At 65.0% G+C, this 18577-nt stretch carries 20 protein-coding genes; 19 read left to right on the top strand and 1 reads right to left on the bottom strand.

Annotated elements, in window-relative coordinates:
- Positions 1 to 147 precede the first annotated feature (147 nt).
- The 19 genes from fliF to ACNJYA_RS29830 all read left to right on the top strand — a co-directional run bounded on the left by fliF (position 148) and on the right by ACNJYA_RS29830 (position 17037).
- Positions 148 to 1773 (top strand): flagellar basal-body MS-ring/collar protein FliF, encoded by a 1626-nt coding sequence (gene fliF / locus ACNJYA_RS29920; protein WP_439401164.1) that lies wholly within the window; start codon positions 148 to 150, stop codon positions 1771 to 1773.
- Positions 1770 to 2462, top strand: a complete 693-nt coding sequence (locus tag ACNJYA_RS29915; protein WP_212254436.1) for a hypothetical protein — start codon at positions 1770 to 1772, stop codon at positions 2460 to 2462. The genes fliF and ACNJYA_RS29915 overlap by 4 nt, the downstream gene beginning before the upstream one ends.
- A gap of 6 nt (positions 2463 to 2468) precedes the next feature.
- Positions 2469 to 3782: a MotB family protein gene (locus tag ACNJYA_RS29910; RefSeq protein ID WP_439401163.1), complete on the top strand. Its 1314-nt coding sequence runs from the start codon at positions 2469 to 2471 to the stop codon at positions 3780 to 3782.
- Positions 3779 to 4957 (top strand): chemotaxis protein, encoded by a 1179-nt coding sequence (locus ACNJYA_RS29905; protein WP_439401162.1) that lies wholly within the window; start codon positions 3779 to 3781, stop codon positions 4955 to 4957. The genes ACNJYA_RS29910 and ACNJYA_RS29905 overlap by 4 nt, the downstream gene beginning before the upstream one ends.
- A complete protein-coding gene (locus ACNJYA_RS29900) occupies positions 4954 to 6297 on the top strand; it encodes a flagellar hook-length control protein FliK (RefSeq protein WP_439401161.1) in 1344 nt (447 codons plus the stop codon). The genes ACNJYA_RS29905 and ACNJYA_RS29900 overlap by 4 nt, the downstream gene beginning before the upstream one ends.
- Positions 6248 to 6829 carry a transglycosylase SLT domain-containing protein gene (locus ACNJYA_RS29895; RefSeq protein ID WP_439364140.1) on the top strand — a complete coding sequence of 194 codons (582 nt, stop codon included), beginning with the start codon at positions 6248 to 6250 and terminating at the stop codon, positions 6827 to 6829. Before ACNJYA_RS29900 ends, ACNJYA_RS29895 begins: the two co-directional genes overlap by 50 nt.
- A gap of 90 nt (positions 6830 to 6919) precedes the next feature.
- Positions 6920 to 8149, top strand: coding sequence for a flagellar hook protein FlgE (locus ACNJYA_RS29890; RefSeq protein ID WP_212254441.1), 1230 nt, complete (start codon positions 6920 to 6922; stop codon positions 8147 to 8149).
- A 34-nt stretch (positions 8150 to 8183) separates the two neighbouring features.
- Positions 8184 to 9659, top strand: coding sequence for a flagellar hook-associated protein FlgK (gene flgK, locus ACNJYA_RS29885; RefSeq protein WP_260382468.1), 1476 nt, complete (start codon positions 8184 to 8186; stop codon positions 9657 to 9659).
- 3 nt (positions 9660 to 9662) lie between these two features.
- Positions 9663 to 10709 (top strand): flagellar hook-associated family protein, encoded by a 1047-nt coding sequence (locus ACNJYA_RS29880; RefSeq protein WP_212254443.1) that lies wholly within the window; start codon positions 9663 to 9665, stop codon positions 10707 to 10709.
- A gap of 55 nt (positions 10710 to 10764) precedes the next feature.
- Complete coding sequence (gene flaF / locus ACNJYA_RS29875; RefSeq protein WP_172786944.1) at positions 10765 to 11109, top strand: flagellar biosynthesis regulator FlaF; 345 nt, start codon at positions 10765 to 10767, stop codon at positions 11107 to 11109.
- A complete protein-coding gene (gene flbT / locus ACNJYA_RS29870) occupies positions 11109 to 11519 on the top strand; it encodes a flagellar biosynthesis repressor FlbT (RefSeq protein WP_172786943.1) in 411 nt (136 codons plus the stop codon). The genes flaF and flbT overlap by 1 nt, the downstream gene beginning before the upstream one ends.
- 15 nt (positions 11520 to 11534) lie before the next feature.
- On the top strand, positions 11535 to 11957 hold the full coding sequence (gene flgD, locus ACNJYA_RS29865; RefSeq protein WP_172786942.1) for a flagellar hook assembly protein FlgD: 423 nt from the start codon (positions 11535 to 11537) through the stop codon (positions 11955 to 11957).
- Positions 11954 to 12220, top strand: coding sequence for a flagellar biosynthesis protein FliQ (gene fliQ, locus ACNJYA_RS29860; RefSeq protein ID WP_025034323.1), 267 nt, complete (start codon positions 11954 to 11956; stop codon positions 12218 to 12220). The genes flgD and fliQ overlap by 4 nt, the downstream gene beginning before the upstream one ends.
- 76 nt (positions 12221 to 12296) lie before the next feature.
- On the top strand, positions 12297 to 14378 hold the full coding sequence (flhA, locus tag ACNJYA_RS29855; protein WP_439364139.1) for a flagellar biosynthesis protein FlhA: 2082 nt from the start codon (positions 12297 to 12299) through the stop codon (positions 14376 to 14378).
- Complete coding sequence (fliR, locus tag ACNJYA_RS29850) at positions 14375 to 15127, top strand: flagellar biosynthesis protein FliR (protein WP_172786940.1); 753 nt, start codon at positions 14375 to 14377, stop codon at positions 15125 to 15127. Before flhA ends, fliR begins: the two co-directional genes overlap by 4 nt.
- Positions 15128 to 15131: 4 nt before the next feature.
- Positions 15132 to 15551 carry a hypothetical protein gene (locus ACNJYA_RS29845; RefSeq protein WP_439364138.1) on the top strand — a complete coding sequence of 140 codons (420 nt, stop codon included), beginning with the start codon at positions 15132 to 15134 and terminating at the stop codon, positions 15549 to 15551.
- Entirely contained in the window at positions 15548 to 16030 is a 483-nt protein-coding gene (locus ACNJYA_RS29840) for a rod-binding protein (protein WP_439364137.1), read from the top strand. The genes ACNJYA_RS29845 and ACNJYA_RS29840 overlap by 4 nt, the downstream gene beginning before the upstream one ends.
- A 39-nt stretch (positions 16031 to 16069) precedes the next feature.
- Positions 16070 to 16582 (top strand): flagellar biosynthesis protein FlgN, encoded by a 513-nt coding sequence (locus tag ACNJYA_RS29835; protein WP_439364136.1) that lies wholly within the window; start codon positions 16070 to 16072, stop codon positions 16580 to 16582.
- The gene (locus ACNJYA_RS29830) at positions 16579 to 17037 is read left to right on the top strand and encodes a hypothetical protein (protein WP_212254451.1); all 459 of its coding nucleotides are present in this window, start codon (positions 16579 to 16581) and stop codon (positions 17035 to 17037) included. Before ACNJYA_RS29835 ends, ACNJYA_RS29830 begins: the two co-directional genes overlap by 4 nt.
- A 135-nt stretch (positions 17038 to 17172) precedes the next feature.
- Here the strand turns inward: ACNJYA_RS29830 and ACNJYA_RS29825 are convergent, their stop codons facing one another.
- A complete protein-coding gene (locus ACNJYA_RS29825; RefSeq protein WP_439367532.1) occupies positions 17173 to 17943 on the bottom strand; it encodes a response regulator transcription factor in 771 nt (256 codons plus the stop codon).
- Positions 17944 to 18577: the final 634 nt, after the last annotated feature.

The following is an 18577-nucleotide window of genomic DNA, read 5'->3' as shown; positions in this document are numbered from 1 at the left end:
TCGCTCGTGGCTGCCAAACCGATTGCATCGTCCAGCCTTGTAAAATTGCAACGCCGCGCCAGCGAACCCGCACATTCGCGCCTCGCGCAACCTTCAGACAAGGTTGGCAGCTGAGTGTCCTCACCATTCGCATTGGTACGAGGTCATATGCTCAGTCGTGCGCAGGTACAGCAACTGCTCAACAATCTGCTGGAGCTTGGGCCGCGACGCCTGATGGCCTTGGGACTGATCGGCTTTGCGGTTCTCGTCACCGTCGTCGGCGGCGCCTATTATCTCAGCCGCCCCGAGTTCGAGACGCTCTACACCGGCCTCACCCGCGAAGACGTGACGCGCATCGGCGCGGCGCTGCGCGAGCAGAACATCACCTTCGACGTCAATTCCGCCGGTGATGCGGTCTCGGTGCGTCCGAGCCAGACCATGCAGGCGCGGATGCTGCTCGCCGAGAAGGGGCTGCCGACCAGCGCCAATTCCGGTTACGAGCTGTTCGACAAGATCGGCTCGCTCGGGCTGACCTCGTTCATGCAGGAGGTCACCAAGCTGCGCGCGCTCGAGGGCGAGATCGCCCGCACCGTCCAGCTGATGAAGGGCGTGAAGGCGGCGCGCGTGCATATCGTGCTGCCGGTGCGCGGATCGTTCCGCGCGACGCAGCAGCCGCCTTCGGCCTCGGTCGTGCTGCGCACCGACGGCGCGATCGAGGCACGCACGGCGCAGTCGATCCGGCATCTCGTCGCCGCCGCCATTCCCGGCATGAGCCGCGACAAGGTGACGGTGCTCGACGCCGACGGCTCGATGCTGCTCGCTGAAGAGGACGAGGCCAGCGCCGCGCCGACCAAGATGGCGAGCCTGCAGAAGACGGTCAGCGGCATGGTGCAGGAGAACATCCGCAAGGCGCTGACGCCGTATCTCGGCCTCGACAATTTCGAGGTGAGCGTCGCTCCGCAGCTGTCCACCGACAAGCGGCAGATCAACGAGACGGTCTACGATCCCGAGAGCCGCGCCGAGCGCTCGGTGCGGGCCGTGCGCGAGAAGGAATCTTCCCAGAACGCCGACCGTTCGTCGCCGACCACGGTGCAGCAGAACCTCCCCGACCAGCAGGTGAATGCGGGCGGCGGCAAGAACTCCAGCGAGGACAAGACCCGCCGCGAGGACGTCACCAATTTCGAGGTCTCGTCCAAGACCACGACGACGGTCAGCGACGGCTATTCGGTCAAGAAGCTGTTCATCGCCGTGCTGGTGAACCGCGCGCGGCTGGTCGCCGATCTCGGCGACAAGAGCAACCAGGCCATCATCGACAGCAAGCTCGCCGAGATCAGCCAGCTCGCGGCGACGGCGGGCGGATTGGACAAGGCGCGCGGCGACCAGATCCAGGTGACGGCCGTCGACTTCATCGAAGGATCGCGCGAGCTGGCGCCGGTGCCGCCGATCAGCTTCGTCGAGATGATCAACAAGCAGCTCGGCAGCGTCATCAACGCGATCACGATCCTGGCCGTGGCCTCGATGCTGGTCTGGTTCGGGCTGCGGCCGGCGGTCAACGGCATTCTGACCCATCGCGCGCAGCAGGAGCAGGTCGAGGCGACCGAGGCCGCCCAGCTCGAAGCTTCGGCGGCCCTTGCGCTGGCCGACAGCGAGGAGGCCGAGCTCAACCTCGTCGAAGACCTCGAAGGCAAGATGCAGCGAACGCCGCAGAAGCGGCTGGAGCAGATCGTCCGGCTCGATCAGATGCAGGCGGCGGCGATCCTTAAAGACTGGATGCGACGCGAGGAGGCGGCATGAACGCGGCAATCGGAAAACTCCTGACGCAGTTCGACGCGAATGGCCGGGTCAAGTCGCCGCCGCCTCCGCCGCCGAAAATCCAGGACGTGCTGACCAGGCCGAAGGAGGCGAGGCGCGATCCGCAGCCTCAAGCGCAACCGCAGGCCCAGACGCAGCTTCAGGCGCCGTCTCCGGTGCCTGCGACGGAAGCGCCGCCGGTCAATCTGCTGGACGATGCCTATCGACGCGGCCATGCCGCGGGCGTCGCGGAAGCCGACGCCAAGCTGGCCGAGGAGCGCGTCCGCAGTGCGATCCGGCTCGGCGAGGAGCGGGCCAAATGGTCCGACCAGCAGGCGGTCGCGATCGTCAGCGGCTTCGAGGCGGCGTGCCGCGAGATCGAAACCAACATCGCAAGCTCGGTGGCGCGGATCCTGCTGCCGTTCCTCACCGATGCGGTGCGCGACAAGGCGATCGGATCGCTGGTCGAGCAGATCGCGGCGCTGACCGGCAACTCGTCGGTGCCGGCCTTCAAGGTCACCGGTCCGAGCGAGCTGCTGGATCTCGTGAAGACGCAGCTCGAGGCATCCAGGCGAACGGGCATCGCATACGAGGCCGCCGAGACGCTCGAGGTTCGCGTCGTGGCCGACCAGACCGTGATCGAGACGCAGATCACGGCCTGGAGCGAACGCCTCAAGGAAGCGCGCCGGTAGTCCGTCATGGAGGAGGTCAAGCATGAGATCGTGATCGTCCGCCGCCGCAGCGCCTTCGCCGAGGAGGCGCATCACGGCGGCGTCTGGAAGATCGCCTATGCGGACTTCATGACCGCGATGATGGCGTTCTTCCTGGTCATGTGGCTGCTCAACGCGCTCAACCAGGACCAGAAGCAGGTGGTCGCGAGTTATTTCAACCCGATCCAGCTCGCGGAAAATGCCCCCGCGCCGAAGGGCCTGAAGAATCTCTCCAAGAAGGAGCCGACCTCGTTCGAAGGTCAGGACGGCAAGCGCCAGCCGGCTGGCACGAACGAAGAACGTCGTGGTGACTCTCCGACCGCCGAGAAGCCGGCCTCCTTCGAGGAGAAGGTCCTGTTCCGCGATCCCTATGCAACGCTCGCCGAGATCGCCAATAGCGCGAACCAGTCTAGTGGCCAGCGGCGCGCCGGCGCTCTGACCTCCGCCGAAGAGGACGGCCTCAAGGGGGGCGATGCCTATCGCGATCCCTTCGATCCCGGCTATTGGAAGCTGGCGCCGCAGGCGTCCAAGGACGCCGATCGCTTCATCGAGAACGAGCCGAAGCCGAATGCCTCCGCGCGGGACGGCGCAGCCGGCGCGAATCCGGGCGAGCCGCAGGCGCGCCGGACCAGGACGGATGATGCCGGCGGCAGCGTGGCTCCGAACCCGGAGAGCCCGTCCGCAAGCCTGTCGCCTCTGCTACCGCCGGGCTCCGCACCGACGCAGTCGGCACGCGAGGGCAGCGTCCAAGCCGGCGTTCAGGCCAACGGCGCCCCGCAGGCGCGTCTTAACGATACGGCGAAGGAGTCGGAAACGCGCGAGGTGGCGCAAACGCAGCAGCCGACCATCAAGCAGCTTCAGTCCGCGATCGCAGAGGCGCTGTCGGACATCAAGGCAGGGGCGGGACCGGCGGCCGAGGTGCGTCAAGTCGAGGAGGGGCTCCTGATCAGCCTGACCGACGATGCGAGCTTCGGAATGTTCGCGGTCGGCTCGGCGGAGCCGCGTCCCGAGCTGATCCGCGCGATCGACAAGATCGGGCCGCTGCTGATGAAGCGCCCGGGCATGATCATCGTCCGCGGCCATACCGACAATCGGCCGTATCGGTCGGAGACCTACGACAATTGGCGACTGTCGACCGCGCGTGCGCAGATGGCCTACTACATGCTGGTTCGCTCCGGCGTCGATGTGCGGCGGATCGAGCATATCGAAGGTTACGCCGATCGGCGGCCGAAGCTTCCGAACGACCCGGCGGCCGCCCAGAACCGCCGGATCGAGATCCTGATCCGGGAGAAGCGCCCTTGATCAGGCTGCTGCGCCGCGCCGCTTGGCTGCTGCTGCCCTTCATGGCGGCAAATGCGCTTGCCCAGCCTGCGCCCCAGGGCGGGGAACCCTATGAGCTCGTCCGCGCGCTGCAAGCGGTGCAGGACGGCATCGCCAACGGCGACACTGCTGCACATGGCAGCCATATCGCGCTGATCCGGCAGATCGGCGAGAAGTTTCTCGCGGCCGATCCCGCCGTGTGGAGCAATCCACAGAACGGCCAGGCGGTCGTCATCTACCTGCTCAGCGGCGGTGCGCCGCAAATCGTCCGCAAGCTGCCGCGGGACAAGATGAACGTCGACGAGCGGCTGTTCAATGGTGCGCTCGCCTATGTCGAGGGTCGTCAGGAGGAAGCGCGGGAGCTGCTCAAGGAGATCAAGCCGCGGACCATTCCCTCAGGACTGGGCGGACAGGTCGCGCTGGTTCAGGGCGCGCTGTTCGCGCGCGCCGAGGCCTCGCTCGCGATCGAGCGTCTGGACGATGCGCGCCTGCTGTTGCCGGGCACGCTGGTCGAGGAGGCGGCGCTGCGGCGCGAGATCCTGCTGGTGGGGCAGGCGGAGGATTTCGAGAAGTTCGAGTTCCTGACGCTGGCCTATATCCGCCATTACCGCAATTCGATCTATGCCGGCGATTTCTGGCAGCGCTTCTCCGCGGGGCTGACGCAGTCGAGCCTGGCACTCGACGATCGCCGCTTTGCGCGGATCTCAGCCCTGCTGGAGCAGATCGATCGCGCCAGCCGCCTCAAGCTCTATCTCGTGATCGCGCGCGCCGCGATGGTGCGCGGACGGCTGGCCGTGGCCCGACTTGCGGGCGAGCGGGCATTGACGCTCAGCGCGGACGCATCAGCGGAACGCGAGCGCGCCCATTTCTTCCGCGGCGCCTCGCGGGTGCTCACCGACGAATATGACGGCGGTCTCGCCGAACTCAAGGCGCTCGACCGGTCGAAGCTGCCCGAGCGCGACGTCCCCCTTCTCAATGCCGCCGTGCAGCTCGCGCTCGACGTCCGCAAGCCGTTCGCGGGCGGATCCGCCGCAGCAGCGGACAAGCCTCCGGCAACGCCGGCGCGGCTCGATCTGGCGTCATCGACCGCGACGCTCGCACGCGCGCAGAAGCAGCTCGGCGAACTCGAACTCCTGACCAAGGACCGCCGTCCATGACCAAGCTCAATGGAACCTCCGGACAGCTCTTCTCCGGTCTCGCCGAGAGTCTCAACGTGCGCGGATCGCGCTCGGCAAAGGGCGCCGGAACCAAACCGCAGGCGAATTCGTCGTTCAACGATCTGCTCCACACCGTCTCGAACCTCGCCAAGCAGGCACTGAGCGAAGATGGCAGCGAGACGGCCGCGAAGACCGGAACGTTGCGCACGCGCCTGATCCACCCGACCGAGCAGGAGAAGCCGAAGGAGGCGACGCCGCGCGAACGTGTGGCGACAACTCCACATCCAAAGTCCATGGACGAGGCCTCCGACAACAAGTCCGAAAAGTCGACGGAGAAACCACGTCCGGTCGACGATGTCGCCGGGACGGATCGCCAGGACCAATCCGGCATCGCTGTCATGGTCGGCCAGGAGATCGCTGCCGCGCCTGCCGCGAAGCCGCAGATGCAATTGCCGTCCGCGGACAAGGACGCGCCCGCGCGCGACGAGCGGCCCCCCTCGCTGAAGCACGAGGCGCCAAGCGCCGTGAAGGCGGCGACCGCCGATACCGTCCCATCCGGTGCTGCCCAAGCCGGTGCACGCTCGCAGGCCGCGACGTCGCAAGCGATGGCCGAGTCGCAGCCGACACCGACGCAAGGTGCGGAGTCTTCGAGCGCAATGCCGGCATCACCTGGCTTCGAGGCTGTTACCGCCGATGTCGAGCGCGCTGCCAAGGCCTCAGTGCGCGCGGCGCTGCCCGAGACGACCAAGGTCACCGTGGTCCAGCAGGAAACCCATCTGCCGCCAGCGCAGTTCAACGCCCCGCAGCAGGTCGCCAACGCAGTCGTGGCCGAGCTGAAGGAACCGTCGGCCGCGGCGGCGTCCGCGGCGCCCGATCTCGCGGCAGCCCAGACCAACGCACCGGATCAGCCGCTCAGGATCCTGACCGTCAATCTCGAACCGCCCGCGCTCGGCAACGTCACGGTGCGCCTCCGCCTCGTCGGCACCGAAGTGTCCGTCCAGCTCGCGGCCGAGCGCAAGGACACGAGCCAGATGCTCGACCAGCAGCGCGACCAGATCCGCGATCTCATGCAGTCGGCGGGCTATGTCGCCGACGTCGCGCCGGTCCAGCACGGCTCGCTGGATGGATTTCAGAGCGGCTCGGGCCAGTCGCAGCCGCAGCTCTCGGGCCAGCAACAATCCTCGCCGCAGTCGCAAGACGCGTTCGGCGGTGGAGGCACGTCGTCGGGGCAGTCCGACGGCGGCGCGAAGCAGGCTCGCCAGGAGCGCCCGTTCAGCCAGGAGACGCGTCATGATCAGGATGTGGCGGCGTATCATCGTCGCGGCCCTGTTTATCTCTAGTGCGAGCGCGGCCCAGGCGGCCGCCGAAACTGCGCGCCCCTGCGAGCGCGAGATGGCGCGCGCGGCGCAGCAGCACGGGATTCCGCTCGGCATTCTCTATGCGGTCGGGCTCACCGAGACCGGACGGCGCGGCGCGCTCCATCCCTATGCTCTCGGTGCCGACGGCCAGACCGTGTTCGCCAAGGACATGGATGATGCAATCGCGAATTTCGAGACCATGCGCAGCAAGGGGATCAAATTGATTGACCTCGGATGCATGCAGATCAATCACTATTACCACGGCGACAAGTTCGCTTCGGTGCGGGCGATGTTCGATCCCGCCAGGAACGTCCAATACGCCGCGCACTTCCTCAAGGAGTTGAAGCAGCGCGAAGGCAGCTGGACCATGGCCGTCGCCCGCTACAATGCAGGTCCCAACAATCAGCCGGCGCAGAAGCGCTACGTCTGTCACATCGTCGCGCACCTCGTCTCGAGCGGCTTCGGCGCATGGACCGACAAGGCTCGCTCCTTCTGTCAGCCGAAAACGACCTGACAACATGAAGTTGTGCATCACGCCCAATCATCAGCCCCGCGCAAGCAAGACCCCGCATTGTAGCTGCAACCTGACCAAGGAGTCCAATTCATGAGCCTGTATGGTGTTATGCGCACCGGCGTTTCCGGGATGAACGCGCAGTCCAACAAGCTGTCGACGGTCTCGGACAACATCGCCAACGTCAACACGACGGGCTACAAGCGGGCTTCGACGGAGTTCTCCTCGCTGATCCTGAAGAGCGGCTCCGGCAATTACGATTCCGGCGCGGTCGAAACCACCGTCCGTTATGCCATCTCCGACGCCGGCAACTATCACTTCACGACATCGACGACGGATCTTGCGGTCCAGGGCAACGGATTCTTCGTCGTGCAGGACGCGAACGGAAATAACTTCCTCACCCGTGCGGGCGCGTTCGTGCCCGACGAAACCGGCAACCTCGTCAACACAGCCGGCTTCCAGCTGATGGGCTACAACATCGCGAACGGTGCCGTGCCCAACGTCGCCGCCAACGGTTTCGGCGGCCTTCAGGTCATCAACGTCAATCAGATGGCGCTCCAGGCCGCGCCATCGACCAAGGCGACCGTGGCCGCCAATCTCGATCCGAGCGCAACCGCGATCGCAGCGCCGGCAGGGCCCGCCAACTACACGTCGAAGACGTCGATGGTGACCTACGATAATATCGGCAATGCCGTGACGCTCGACGTCTACGCTGCCAAGACCGGCGCCAATACCTGGGATATCCAGGTCTACAACGGCGCCACTGCGTTGACGACGCCGGGCCCCGCAACCACGTTCACCTTCGACGTCACCGCGACCGGCAAGGGCAAATTGGCCGCGGCGAGCCCGACGGCGCTCTCGGTCGCGATCCCGGGCGGTTCCGCCGCCTTCAATATCGACATGTCGGCCATGACCCAGGTCGCTGCCGCCTTCGACTTCAAGGCGACGGTCGATGGCAACGCTCCGTCCGCCGTGGAGAAAGTGAACATCGACGACAAGGGCATCGTCACCGCCGTCCTCAAGAACGGCACCACGCTACCGAGCTTCCAGATCGCGCTCGCCACGGTGCCGAGCCCGGACCATCTGACGCCCGAAGTCGGCAACGTCTATTCGCCGAACCTGGAGTCCGGAAACGTGCAGGTTGGCCTCGCCGGCCAGGGCGGTCTCGGCACCGTCAAATCCGGCGCGCTGGAAGATTCCAACGTCGATCTCGCGGACGAACTGACCTCGATGATCGAGGCCCAGCGCGGCTTCACGGCGAACTCGAAATCGTTCCAGACCGGCGCGGATCTGCTGGACGTCGTCGTCAACCTGAAGCGCTGAATTCTTCGGCGCTCGTTTCGGGCAAGAGCACGCCATGTCGCTTACCGCCGCTCTCAACTCGGCTCGCTCCTCGCTCATGGCGTCGAGCATCCAGTCGTCGGTCATCTCGCGCAACATCGCCGGTGCCAGCGCCACCGGCTATTCGCGCAAGCTCACCGTGCTGGACAATCTGCCCGGCACCGGCGTCTATGTCGCGGCGATCCAGCGCGCCGCCAGCTCGGGCCTCTACAACAACGTCCTGATCGCGACCTCGTCGTCGGCCAAGCAAACCGCGATCTATGACGGCCTGCAGAAGATCGCCACCGCGACGGTGGACGATCCCGAGCTCGACCAGTCGCCGACGGCGCAGCTCAATGCGCTGAAGCAGGCATTGCAGAAATATGCCAACGCCCCTGATAACACCACGCTGGCACAGGCGGCCGTCGCGTCCGCCAAGGACATGGCGACCGCGCTCAACCAGGCGACCCGGACCGTGCAGTCGGTCCGCGAGAGCGCCGATGCCGACATGAAGACGTCGGTTCAGAACATCAACCAGCTGCTCTCGCAGTTCGAGACCGTGAACACGGCGATCGTGAAGGGCACGATCTCCGGCGACGACATCACCGACTACCTCGACCAGCGCGACAGCATCGTCTCGCAGCTGTCGCAGGAGGTCGGCGTCACCATGTCGATCCGGCCCAACGGCGACGCGGCGCTCTACGCCGACAGCGGCGTCGTGCTGTTCGACAAGACGGCGCGGTCGGTGAGCTTTGCGCCGACGACCGCCTACACCGCCGGCACCACGGGCAATGCCGTCTACATCGACGGCGTCCCCGTGACCGGGGCCAATTCGGTGATGCCGCTGAAGTCGGGCAAGCTCGCAGGGCTGGCTCAGCTGCGCGACCAGGACACCGTCACCTATCAGAGCCAGCTCGACGAAATCGCGCGCGGCCTGATCAATACGTTCAGGGAAAGCGATCAGACCGCTGCGGCACTGCCCGACGTTCCCGGTCTCTTCACCTATCCGGGCGCGCCGGCGATGCCGGCGAGCGCAACCGTCTCGGTGGGCCTCGCCGGCACGATCTCGGTCGCCGCATCGGTCGATCCGGCCCTGGGCGGCAACCCGAATCTGCTGCGCGACGGTGCGATCAGCGGCAACCCCGCCTATCAATACAACACCGCCGGCAACGGCGGCTATTCGACCCGGCTGCAGCAGCTCATCGGCGGCATGGATGCCTCGCAGCCGTTCGATGCAACGACGCAAGGCAAGCCGAGCGGCAGCCTGATCGACTTCGCATCGTCCTCGGCAAGCTGGATCGAAAACCAGCGCAAGGCCGCCAACGACAACTCCGAGTACCAGAGCACGCTGCTCAACCGCAGCATCACGGCGTTGTCCAACGTCAACGGCGTCAACATGGACGACGAGATGGCCTTGATGCTCCAGGTCGAGCGCACCTATTCGGCCTCGTCGAAGATCATCTCGACCGTCGATGAAATGCTGCAGAGCCTGCTCGCTGCCGTAGGGAACTAAGTCATGATGAGCGCGAACTACATTTCCACCCTGATGTTGTCCTCCTCGTTGAGGTATTCGATCACGAACAACCAGGCGGCGCTGAGCAAGGCCTCGACCGAGGCGACCACCGGCCGCTTCGCCGATATCGGCCTCGAGCTCGGTGCAACGACGGGAAGCGACCTCACGCTGCGGGCGGACTTCAGCTTCGCCGATCAGCTCGTCGACACCAACGGGCTCGTCTCGGGGCGCCTGGACGTGACGCAGAACCGGATCACCCAGCTCAGCAAGACCGCGACGGATTTCCTTAAGGACCTGATCGCGGCCCGCAGCACCGACGGCGGCGGGCGGGTCATCCTGCCGCCTGCATCCTCCAATCTCCAGGATCTGATCGGCGCCCTGAACGTCTCCTATAACGGCTCCTATCTGTTCTCGGGCATCAACACGCAGAACGCGCCGATCACGCCTTACGCCGCGGGCTCGGCCAGCAAGAACCAGGTCGATGCGGATTTTCTCGCGGCCTTCGGCTTCTCGCAATCCTCAGCCAGCGTCGCCACCATCACGCCGGCCCAGATGCAGACCTTCCTCGACACCACCTTCGATGCCGAGTTTGCCAGCCCGGCCTGGAACACCAACTGGTCGTCGGCGACCGACCAGACCATGCAAAGCCGGATCTCCACCACCGAGATCGCCGATACGTCCGTGAGCGCCAACCAGACCGGCTTCCGCAAGCTCGCCGAGGCCTACACCATGATGGCCGACCTCGGGAACGTGAAGCTGAGCCAGGAGACGTTCCAGGTCGTGGTGGACAAGGCCATCGGGCTCGTCGGCAACGCCATCAACGACCTCGCTGCGCTCGGCGGCAGCGTCGGCACGGTCCAGCAGCGGATCACCACAGCAACCACCAAGCTCAAGACGCAGCAGGACATCCTGAACAATCAGATCGTCGGCATGGAGAAGGTCGACCCGACCGAAGCCTCGGTCCGGGTCAACACGCTGCAGACACAGATCCAGACGGCGCTGGCGCTCACTTCGCAGCTCCAGAAGATCAGCCTCATCAATTATCTCTGAATAGGGGCTCGTAACCTTTGTCCAGTTGTTCGGTCTCCTGCGAAGAGTGGTCCTGATGACGTTTGAAGCCTATGAAGCGGTCGTCGACGAAAGTGGCTATGAGGCGCGCAGCCGCGAGCGGCAGGCGCTCAGCCTCGGCATCGACCGGCTCGAGCGGATCCAGAAGGGGCGTTTCAGCCTCGAGGACCAGGTCGAGAGCCTGCTCTATGTGCGGCGGCTGTGGACGATCTTCATCGAGGATCTCGCACACCCCGAGAACGGGCTGCCGGACAAGCTGCGCGCCGACATCATCTCGATCGGGCTGTGGGTGGTCAAGGAAGCCGACCGCCTCCGCGAGCAGAGGTCGAGCGACGTGGTGCAGCTCATCGAAATCAACCGCCTGATCCGAGACGCGCTTTAATGAAGATCTCCTTGCGCGCGGGCGAACGGATCTACATCAACGGCGCGGTGCTCCGCGTCGACCGCAAGGTCTCCGTCGAGCTCGTCAACGACGTGATGTTCCTGCTCGAAGGGCAGGTCATGCAGGCGTCCGACGCCACCACGGCGCTGCGACAGCTCTATTTCATCGTCCAGCTCATGCTGATGAACCCGACCGACGTCCGCGACGCCGCCGCGCTCTACGCGCAGCATTACGCGGCCCTGTGTGCCGTTTGCGAGAGCCGCGAGATGCTCGACGGGCTCGGCGCGATCCACGAGCTGGTCGGCGCGACCCGCTATTTCGAGGCGCTCAAGCGGATTCGGGCGCTGTTTCCGGTGGAGCAGGCCATCCTGGCGGGCGCCGCCAATGTTTCCCCAGTCGAAGCTGCCTGACAGCGGAGAGACAAGATGAACGTCAACAGCGCGACCGACACGACCGGCAAGTCGTCCAGCTCGAACGCGACCAACTCGCCGACGTCGAGCAACAGCGTGGACTACAACACGTTTCTCCAGCTCCTCATTGCCGAGATGAAGAATCAGGATCCGACCAATCCAATGGATACCTCGCAATATATGAGCCAGTTCGCCCAGCTCTCGACCGTCGAGCAGGCGATGCAGACGAATTCGAAGCTCGACGCGCTGCTGTCCTCGCAGTCCTTGTCGCAGGCCAACGGGTTGATCGGGAAGACGGTCAGCTTCACCGACTCGACCGGCGCCACCTTCAGCGGCAAGGTCGTCTCGGTCTCCATCAACAGCGACGGCTCCATCGCGACCCTTCAGGACGGCACGAAGGTCGCGGTCGGACCGGGGCTCACGATCAGCCAGTCATGAACGAGCGGGACGCCCTCGATATCGTCCAGGCGGCGATCTGGACCATCATCGTCGCCTCCGGGCCGGCAGTCGGTGCAGCCATGCTGGTCGGCACCGTCATCGCGCTGATCCAGGCGCTGACCCAGATCCAGGAGGTGACGCTGACCTTCGTTCCGAAGATCATCGTCATTCTCCTGGTCGTAGCCGTCTCCGGCTCCTTCATCGGCGCGCATCTGTCGACCTTCACCGAGATGGTCTATTCGCGGATCGAACGCGGCTTCTGATCCGGACGGCCCCGGCACCATCCCCGCGTAAGCTTTGCGCGGCAGATTGCGAACCGGACCCCTCTGCCGGTGACCCATGGCCGATACGTTAGCTGCTAGCCTGCCCAATCCGCGCCGCCTCGGAACGGATGCCTTCTTCGCCGGCGGCATCGTGACCATGCTCACGATCCTGTTCCTGCCGATTCCTCCGATCCTGATCGACCTCGGCCTCGCGTTCTCGATCGCGCTGTCGGCGCTGATCCTGATGGTCGCGCTGTGGATTCAGCGGCCGCTCGACTTCTCGGCCTTCCCGACCGTGCTGCTGATCGCGACGATCCTGCGCCTGGCGCTGAACATCGCGACGACGCGCCTGATCCTGTCGCGGGGTGGGGAGGGCGAACAGGCGGCAGGCCATGTCGTTGCCGGCTTCTCGAAGTTCGTCATGGGCGGCGACTTCGTCATCGGCCTCATCATCTTCGCGATCCTGGTGACGGTGAATTTCGTCGTGATCACCAAGGGCGCGACGCGTATCGCCGAGGTCGGCGCCCGCTTCACCTTGGACGCCATTCCCGGCAAGCAGATGGCGATCGACGCGGACCTGTCCGCCGGCCTGATCGACGACAAGGAGGCCCAGCGCCGGCGCCGCGAGCTCGAAGAGGAGAGCGCGTTCTTCGGCGCCATGGACGGCGCCTCGAAATTCGTCCGCGGCGACGCCATTGCCGCCCTCATCATTACCGCGATCAACATCTTCGGCGGCATCGTCATCGGCGTCACTCATCACGGATTGACTCTGTCCCGCGCCGCCGACGTCTACACCAAGCTTTCCGTCGGCGACGGTCTGGTGTCGCAGATGCCGGCGCTGATCGTCTCGCTGTCGGCGGGCCTCCTGGTCTCCAAGGGCGGTACCAGGGGCTCGGCGGAGCAGGCGGTGCTGCGGCAGCTCGGCGGCTATCCGCGCGCGGTGTCGGCGGCCGCGCTGATGATGTTCGTGCTCGCTCTGATGCCGGGGCTGCCGATGGCGCCGTTCGTGCTGCTCGGGGGCGTCATGGCCTTCGTCGGCTACTCGCTGCCGAAGCGCCAAGCCGCGCGGGAGCGCAAGGAGGCGGCCTCCAAGGCCGACGAGCGCGCCCAGGCCGAGGCCAAGGAATCCGTCAAGGAGCAGCTCAAGACCGCCGAGATCGAGCTCGCGCTCGGCGGCCACCTTTCGGTCCATCTGTTGGGCTCGCGCAACGAGCTTGCCCACCGCGTGGCCAAGATACGCAAGAAATTCGCCAAGCAGTACGGCTTCGTCATTCCCGAGATCAAGCTGACCGACAATCTGTCGATCGATCCCAAGAGCTATCAGATCCGCATTCACGACACGCGCGTTGCCCATGGCGAGCTCAGGCTCGGCGAGGTGCTGGTACTGGTCGACAAGGACGGCAAGCCCGACGTGCCAGGCGACGAGGTGATCGAGCCTGCGTTCGGCATGAAGGCGCTGTGGGTGACGGAAGCCTTCACCGACGAAGTCAAGCGGCAGGGCTGCAAGCCGGTCGACAATCTGTCGGTGCTGCTCACGCATTTGAGCGAAGTGATCAGGGCGAACCTCGCCCAGCTCCTGTCCTACAAGGACATGCGTGCCCTGCTCGACCGGCTCGATCCCGAATACAAGCGCCTGGTCGAGGATCTGTGCCCGTCGCAGATCTCCTATTCGGGCCTGCTGGCGATCCTGAAGATCCTGCTGGCCGAGCGCGTGTCGATCCGAAACCTCCACCTGATCCTCGAGGCGATCGCCGAGATCGCGCCGCATGTGCGGCGCTCCGAGCAGGTCGCAGAGCACGTGCGGACGCGGCTCGCCCAGCAGATCTGCGGCGATCTCTCCGACTATGGCGTGCTCAACGTGGTCCGTCTCGGCAACCGCTGGGACCTCGCCTTCCACCAGAGCCTGAAGCGCGATGCCAAGGGTGACGTCGTCGAGTTCGATGCCGACCCGCGCCTGATCGAGCAGTTCGCGACCGAAGCCAGCGCCGCGATCCGGAAGTTCACCGAAAGCGGCACCAGCGTGGTGCTGGCCGTCACGCCGGAAGCGCGGCCCTATGTCCGGATGATCCTGGAGCGGGTGTTCCCGACATTGCCGATCCTGTCGCATGTCGAAGTCGCGCGCAGCGCCGAGATCAGGGCGCTCGGAGCCATATCGTGATCTCCGGGCTCGCCGACAGCGTGCTGGTGACGTTCATCGTGTTCTGCCGCATCGGTGCCTGCCTGATGCTGGTGCCCGGCTATTCCAGCGTCAACGTGCCGCCCCAGGTGCGCCTGTTCGTCGCGCTGGTCACCACGTTTGCGCTGACGCCGATCCTGATCGCCGTCCTGAAGCCGCTCACGGACAACGCGGCGCCGCTGACGCTGGCGCTCCTGATCTGCTCCGAGCTCGTGGTCGGCAGTGTCATCGGGCTCGGCGGGCGCGTGTTCTTCCTCGCCCTCCAGACCATGGCGACCATGATGGCGGGCGCGATCGGCCTGAGCAACATCCCGGGCACGCCGGTCGCCGACACCGATCCGGCACCGGCCCTGGTGCCGCTGATCATGGCCGCCGTCACCACTTTGTTCTTCATGACCGACCAGCACTGGCAGGTGCTGCGGGGGCTGATGAACTCCTACGACGTCTGGAAGCCCGGCAACAGGCTGGGAGGCGGCGTGGCGCTCGACCTGCTCGTCGGCCGCCTTTCGGAAGCGTTCGTGCTGACGCTGCGGATCTCGAGTCCCTTCATCGTCTATTCGGTCATCGTCAACCTGGCGGTCGGCCTGATCAACAAGCTGACGCCGGCCATTCCGGTCTATTTCATCTCGGTGCCCTTCGTGCTGTTCGGCGGCTTCCTGCTGCTCTACCTCACCAGCGACGAGCTGCTGACGCAGTTCATGCTGGGCGTGTCATCGTGGCTGGCGGAGTGACGTCATGACGTCGCGCGCGGACAAGCTCGGCCGGATGGTCTCGCTGGTGAAGCTTCAGCTCCGGCTCTCCGAATGGCAGCTCGCACAATTGCGGCAGCAGGAGCGCAGCCTGCAAGAAGAGCAGGAATGGTTGGTCGGAGCCTTGAACGATGGAAAGCCGCCGGCGGGATCGTCGAACGAATCGATCGCCCGGCGGCTCAACAGGACGAGCGTCGGCGCCCGCGCGGTGCAGGCGCAGGCCGCGCAGCAGCTCGACCAGGTTCGCCGCGAGACCCGCCGCGTGAAACAGCTCGAGGAGGTCGCCAAGGCCGCGCTCGCCGACAAGCTCCGCGATGCCGAGAAGCGCTCGCTCGAGGACATGACGGGAACGAGCCTTACCGTGCGCGCGTGGACGCCACAGACAGCCAACCGGAACAAGACATGATCGTGACAGCGACGCCCGACCTCGTCCTCGACGTCCTCGAAGCCGCCGACCCCGTGACGCAGCGCGCCGCGACCGCGAAGCTCGATGCGCTGAAATCATCGGACGCCGATTTCGCCGCCACGATGGAGGCGGAAGTCGGCAAGGCCAAAGCGGCGACTGCCGACCAAGTCGCGGCGAAAGTCGCCGAAGCGCAGTCGGGGGCAGTGAACGGTGCACCGGTGCAGGTGATCAAGGCGCCGGCATCCGGCGAGGTTTATCGCAAGTTCGAAGCCTTCATCCTCCAGACCTTCGTCGAGACGATGTTGCCGAAGGACTCGGAGGAGGTCTTCGGCAAGGGCACGGCTGGCGGCGTCTGGAAGTCGATGCTTGCAGAGCAGCTCGGCAATCAGCTGGCAAAGGGCAAGGGCGTCGGCATCGCCCGGCAGCTCGCCGCCGCACATCCGGCCGGACCGGACGCTGCGGGGAAGGCCGGATCGTGATCGGCGAACGGGTGACAGAAGTTGAGAGGTGAATTTCCAATGCAGGCACAAGAAGGCGCGGTGGCCGTGGCGATGGACCAGGCGGTCGCTGACACCGAGATGGTGACGACGGAAGCCGCAGCGAGCGATGCGCTGCTGCCCGTGCTGCTGCCGATCGGAGGTGGCGAGGCGATGGTCGACGCCGCGGATGCGGTGAGATCGGACGAGATGCGTGGCCTGCTGGCTGCAATCCGCCGGCTCGCGAGTATCGTCGAGGAGGAGACGACCGCACTCGCGACGGGCCAGAAGATCGATTTCGACGACTTCAGCGCGCGGAAGAGCCGGAGCATGCTCGAGTTCGTCCGCCTGATGCGGGCGCGGATGCACCTCGGCGGCGAGGTCGAGATCACCGAGGAGATTCAGCGGCTGCGGGAGAAGCTCGAACGCAATCGTTCCATTCTGGAAATGCACTACGACGCGGTCCGCGAGGTCGCGAGCATCATCGTCAAGGCGGTCAAGGACGCCGAGTCGGACGGCACCTATACCGGTCGCACAGCGCAGGACGGAAAATGATCAGACTGGTGCTGGCCGGGCTCTGGGTATGCATCCTCACGGCGGGCACGAGCTATGCCGTCGCCTATTGGAAGGAGAAGGGCAGCCTGCTGCCGGCGAAGGACGAATATCTCGAAGGGCTGCAATATCACAAGACGCGGGCGCTGAGCGTGCCGATGGTCGAGAACGGCAATGTGCAGGGCTACATCGTCGCGCGCTTCGTCTACACCATGGAGGGGCGGACCATGCACCAGCTGAACGTTCCGCCGGAGCCGTTCGTCGTCGACGAGGCCTTCCGCAGGATCTATGCCGACGATCGTCTCGACTTCAGGAAGCTCGCCCGCTACGACCTCGCCGTCCTGACCACGGCCATCAAGCAACGCGTCAACGAACGGATGCAGGGTGACATCGTCCAGGACGTCCTGGTCGAGGACTTCAACTACGTCTCCAAGGAAGAATTCCAGCAGAAGCCGTAGGGCATGTTGTTCGGAATAGCGCGGCGCTTGCGCCGCCACGGCAAGCCCGCGTGCTGCCCTCTCTGCCGCTGAAAGCGCAACGGCCTCTGCTGCTCGCAGAGGCCGTTACCGGTTTGGTGGCGATGTCCTGCCGCGTCAGTTGCTGGTCGGGTACGCGGCCGGGGCGGCCTGCGCCCGGTTCAGGAGGATGCCGACGTCGTCGAGCTCCTGCACCGGCTCGTCGAGGGTTTCGCCCGCCGGGATGTTGAGGCGGTATCCGACGTAACGCCGGGCCACGATCGCGTCGAAGCCGAGGCGGTCGCGGAGCTTCTTGCGCAGCTTGCTGACGTGGCTCTCGATCACGCTCTCGTCGAAGGTGGACTCGAAGATGCCGTAGACCGCGTTGAAGATCTGCGTCTTGGTGATCCACTTGCCGTGGTTGGCCACCATATATTCGAGAATGCGCAGTTCGCGGCGGGGCAGGGTGAGGGCGTGGCCCGCGATTTCGGGGTCACGGCCGTTGAAGAAGACCTGGATCCTGCTCTCGCAGGGCCGCGGCAGCTCGCCCACCCGGCGGCGCGCGATCGCGGCCGTTCGGGCGAGGATCTCGCGCAGGTGTATAGGCACGTGCACGACGTCGTCCACGCCCGATTCGAACAGCTCCAGCGTGTTCTTGAGCATCTTCTGGCCGCTCATGGCGATGATGGGAGCCGATGAGCGCTTGCGCATCGCCCGCGGCAGGCTTCCGCGGGCATCGCAATCCCCGAGGAGAAAGGCGTCCACCGCCGCCAGATCGGATTCGCTCGCAGATTGCAACCAGTCCCAGAATTCTCCGGAGGAGAAGCCGATCGACGATACGCCTTCGCGAACGAGCCCTCCGACGTAGCTGTTCGCGACGCTCTCGCGATCATCAACGATAATATACATCAGTCTTTCGCCCCTGTTTCGCACTTGTTGCGGCCGGTTGGGTTGTTGTGATGCCCCGGCTCGGCAACGATGCTGTTTGACGACATTCCATCCCGCGAACCGTTGTTATGGTTTCGATATTCGCGGGCAGCCCTACGCGTTCAGTGCCTGCGTCTCGCGGGCCTGTTACTTCAACTCGATACTGAAACGCTTACTGCGTGAGGCTCGGCGGGTGTCTTACGGATCACCTCGCGGAGCAGATTGAGAAACGACCTAGAACAGTTGCGCCAAGTTGCTCATCGCGTCCGAACACTGCTGAACTGTGTCGATCTCCTCGCCAACTGGCGAGAATCACTTGAGTAGGACCGTAACAATTGCCGATTCCCGATCAAGCGTGCGTAAGAAAGCGATTGCTACGTGTGCTTGATGCTGTTGATTCGTTTCTGGTTGTTTCTTGATATATCCAATCGTATCAGTTGATTTGAATCCTAAACTAGTTTTGCACCGTCGTGGTTGTATGGTTCCGCATCCCCGTACAATTACAGCCGTTTTGGGTGGTGCTCCGGGTCATGCAAATTGTGGGGTTTTCAACCCCGGATTGACACTGGAACCCGCTTTACCGCGTGCGACAATTCGACTCACGTCTGCGCCGCGA

The sequence above is a fragment of the Bradyrhizobium sp. BLXBL-01 genome (assembly GCF_051853025.1).
In the GTDB taxonomy this organism is placed as follows: Bacteria; Pseudomonadota; Alphaproteobacteria; order Rhizobiales; family Xanthobacteraceae; genus Bradyrhizobium.
The sequence above is the reverse complement of the archived record's forward strand: the minus strand, read 5'-3'. Positions and strand labels throughout refer to the sequence as shown.

What these genes read in the sequence shown, in the direction of transcription:
- fliF (WP_439401164.1), top strand. Translation starts at nt 148, where the DNA reads ATGCTCAGTCGTGCGCAGGTACAGCAACTGCTCAACAATCTGCTGGAG.
- ACNJYA_RS29915 (WP_212254436.1), top strand. Translation starts at nt 1,770, where the DNA reads ATGAACGCGGCAATCGGAAAACTCCTGACGCAGTTCGACGCGAATGGC.
- ACNJYA_RS29910 (WP_439401163.1), top strand. Translation starts at nt 2,469, where the DNA reads ATGGAGGAGGTCAAGCATGAGATCGTGATCGTCCGCCGCCGCAGCGCC.
- ACNJYA_RS29900 (WP_439401161.1), top strand. Translation starts at nt 4,954, where the DNA reads ATGACCAAGCTCAATGGAACCTCCGGACAGCTCTTCTCCGGTCTCGCC.
- ACNJYA_RS29895 (WP_439364140.1), top strand. Translation starts at nt 6,248, where the DNA reads ATGATCAGGATGTGGCGGCGTATCATCGTCGCGGCCCTGTTTATCTCT.
- ACNJYA_RS29890 (WP_212254441.1), top strand. Translation starts at nt 6,920, where the DNA reads ATGAGCCTGTATGGTGTTATGCGCACCGGCGTTTCCGGGATGAACGCG.
- flgK (WP_260382468.1), top strand. Translation starts at nt 8,184, where the DNA reads ATGTCGCTTACCGCCGCTCTCAACTCGGCTCGCTCCTCGCTCATGGCG.
- ACNJYA_RS29880 (WP_212254443.1), top strand. Translation starts at nt 9,663, where the DNA reads ATGATGAGCGCGAACTACATTTCCACCCTGATGTTGTCCTCCTCGTTG.
- flaF (WP_172786944.1), top strand. Translation starts at nt 10,765, where the DNA reads ATGACGTTTGAAGCCTATGAAGCGGTCGTCGACGAAAGTGGCTATGAG.
- flbT (WP_172786943.1), top strand. Translation starts at nt 11,109, where the DNA reads ATGAAGATCTCCTTGCGCGCGGGCGAACGGATCTACATCAACGGCGCG.
- flgD (WP_172786942.1), top strand. Translation starts at nt 11,535, where the DNA reads ATGAACGTCAACAGCGCGACCGACACGACCGGCAAGTCGTCCAGCTCG.
- fliQ (WP_025034323.1), top strand. Translation starts at nt 11,954, where the DNA reads ATGAACGAGCGGGACGCCCTCGATATCGTCCAGGCGGCGATCTGGACC.
- flhA (WP_439364139.1), top strand. Translation starts at nt 12,297, where the DNA reads ATGGCCGATACGTTAGCTGCTAGCCTGCCCAATCCGCGCCGCCTCGGA.
- ACNJYA_RS29845 (WP_439364138.1), top strand. Translation starts at nt 15,132, where the DNA reads ATGACGTCGCGCGCGGACAAGCTCGGCCGGATGGTCTCGCTGGTGAAG.
- ACNJYA_RS29840 (WP_439364137.1), top strand. Translation starts at nt 15,548, where the DNA reads ATGATCGTGACAGCGACGCCCGACCTCGTCCTCGACGTCCTCGAAGCC.
- ACNJYA_RS29835 (WP_439364136.1), top strand. Translation starts at nt 16,070, where the DNA reads ATGCAGGCACAAGAAGGCGCGGTGGCCGTGGCGATGGACCAGGCGGTC.
- ACNJYA_RS29830 (WP_212254451.1), top strand. Translation starts at nt 16,579, where the DNA reads ATGATCAGACTGGTGCTGGCCGGGCTCTGGGTATGCATCCTCACGGCG.
- ACNJYA_RS29825 (WP_439367532.1), bottom strand. Translation starts at nt 17,943, where the DNA reads ATGTATATTATCGTTGATGATCGCGAGAGCGTCGCGAACAGCTACGTC.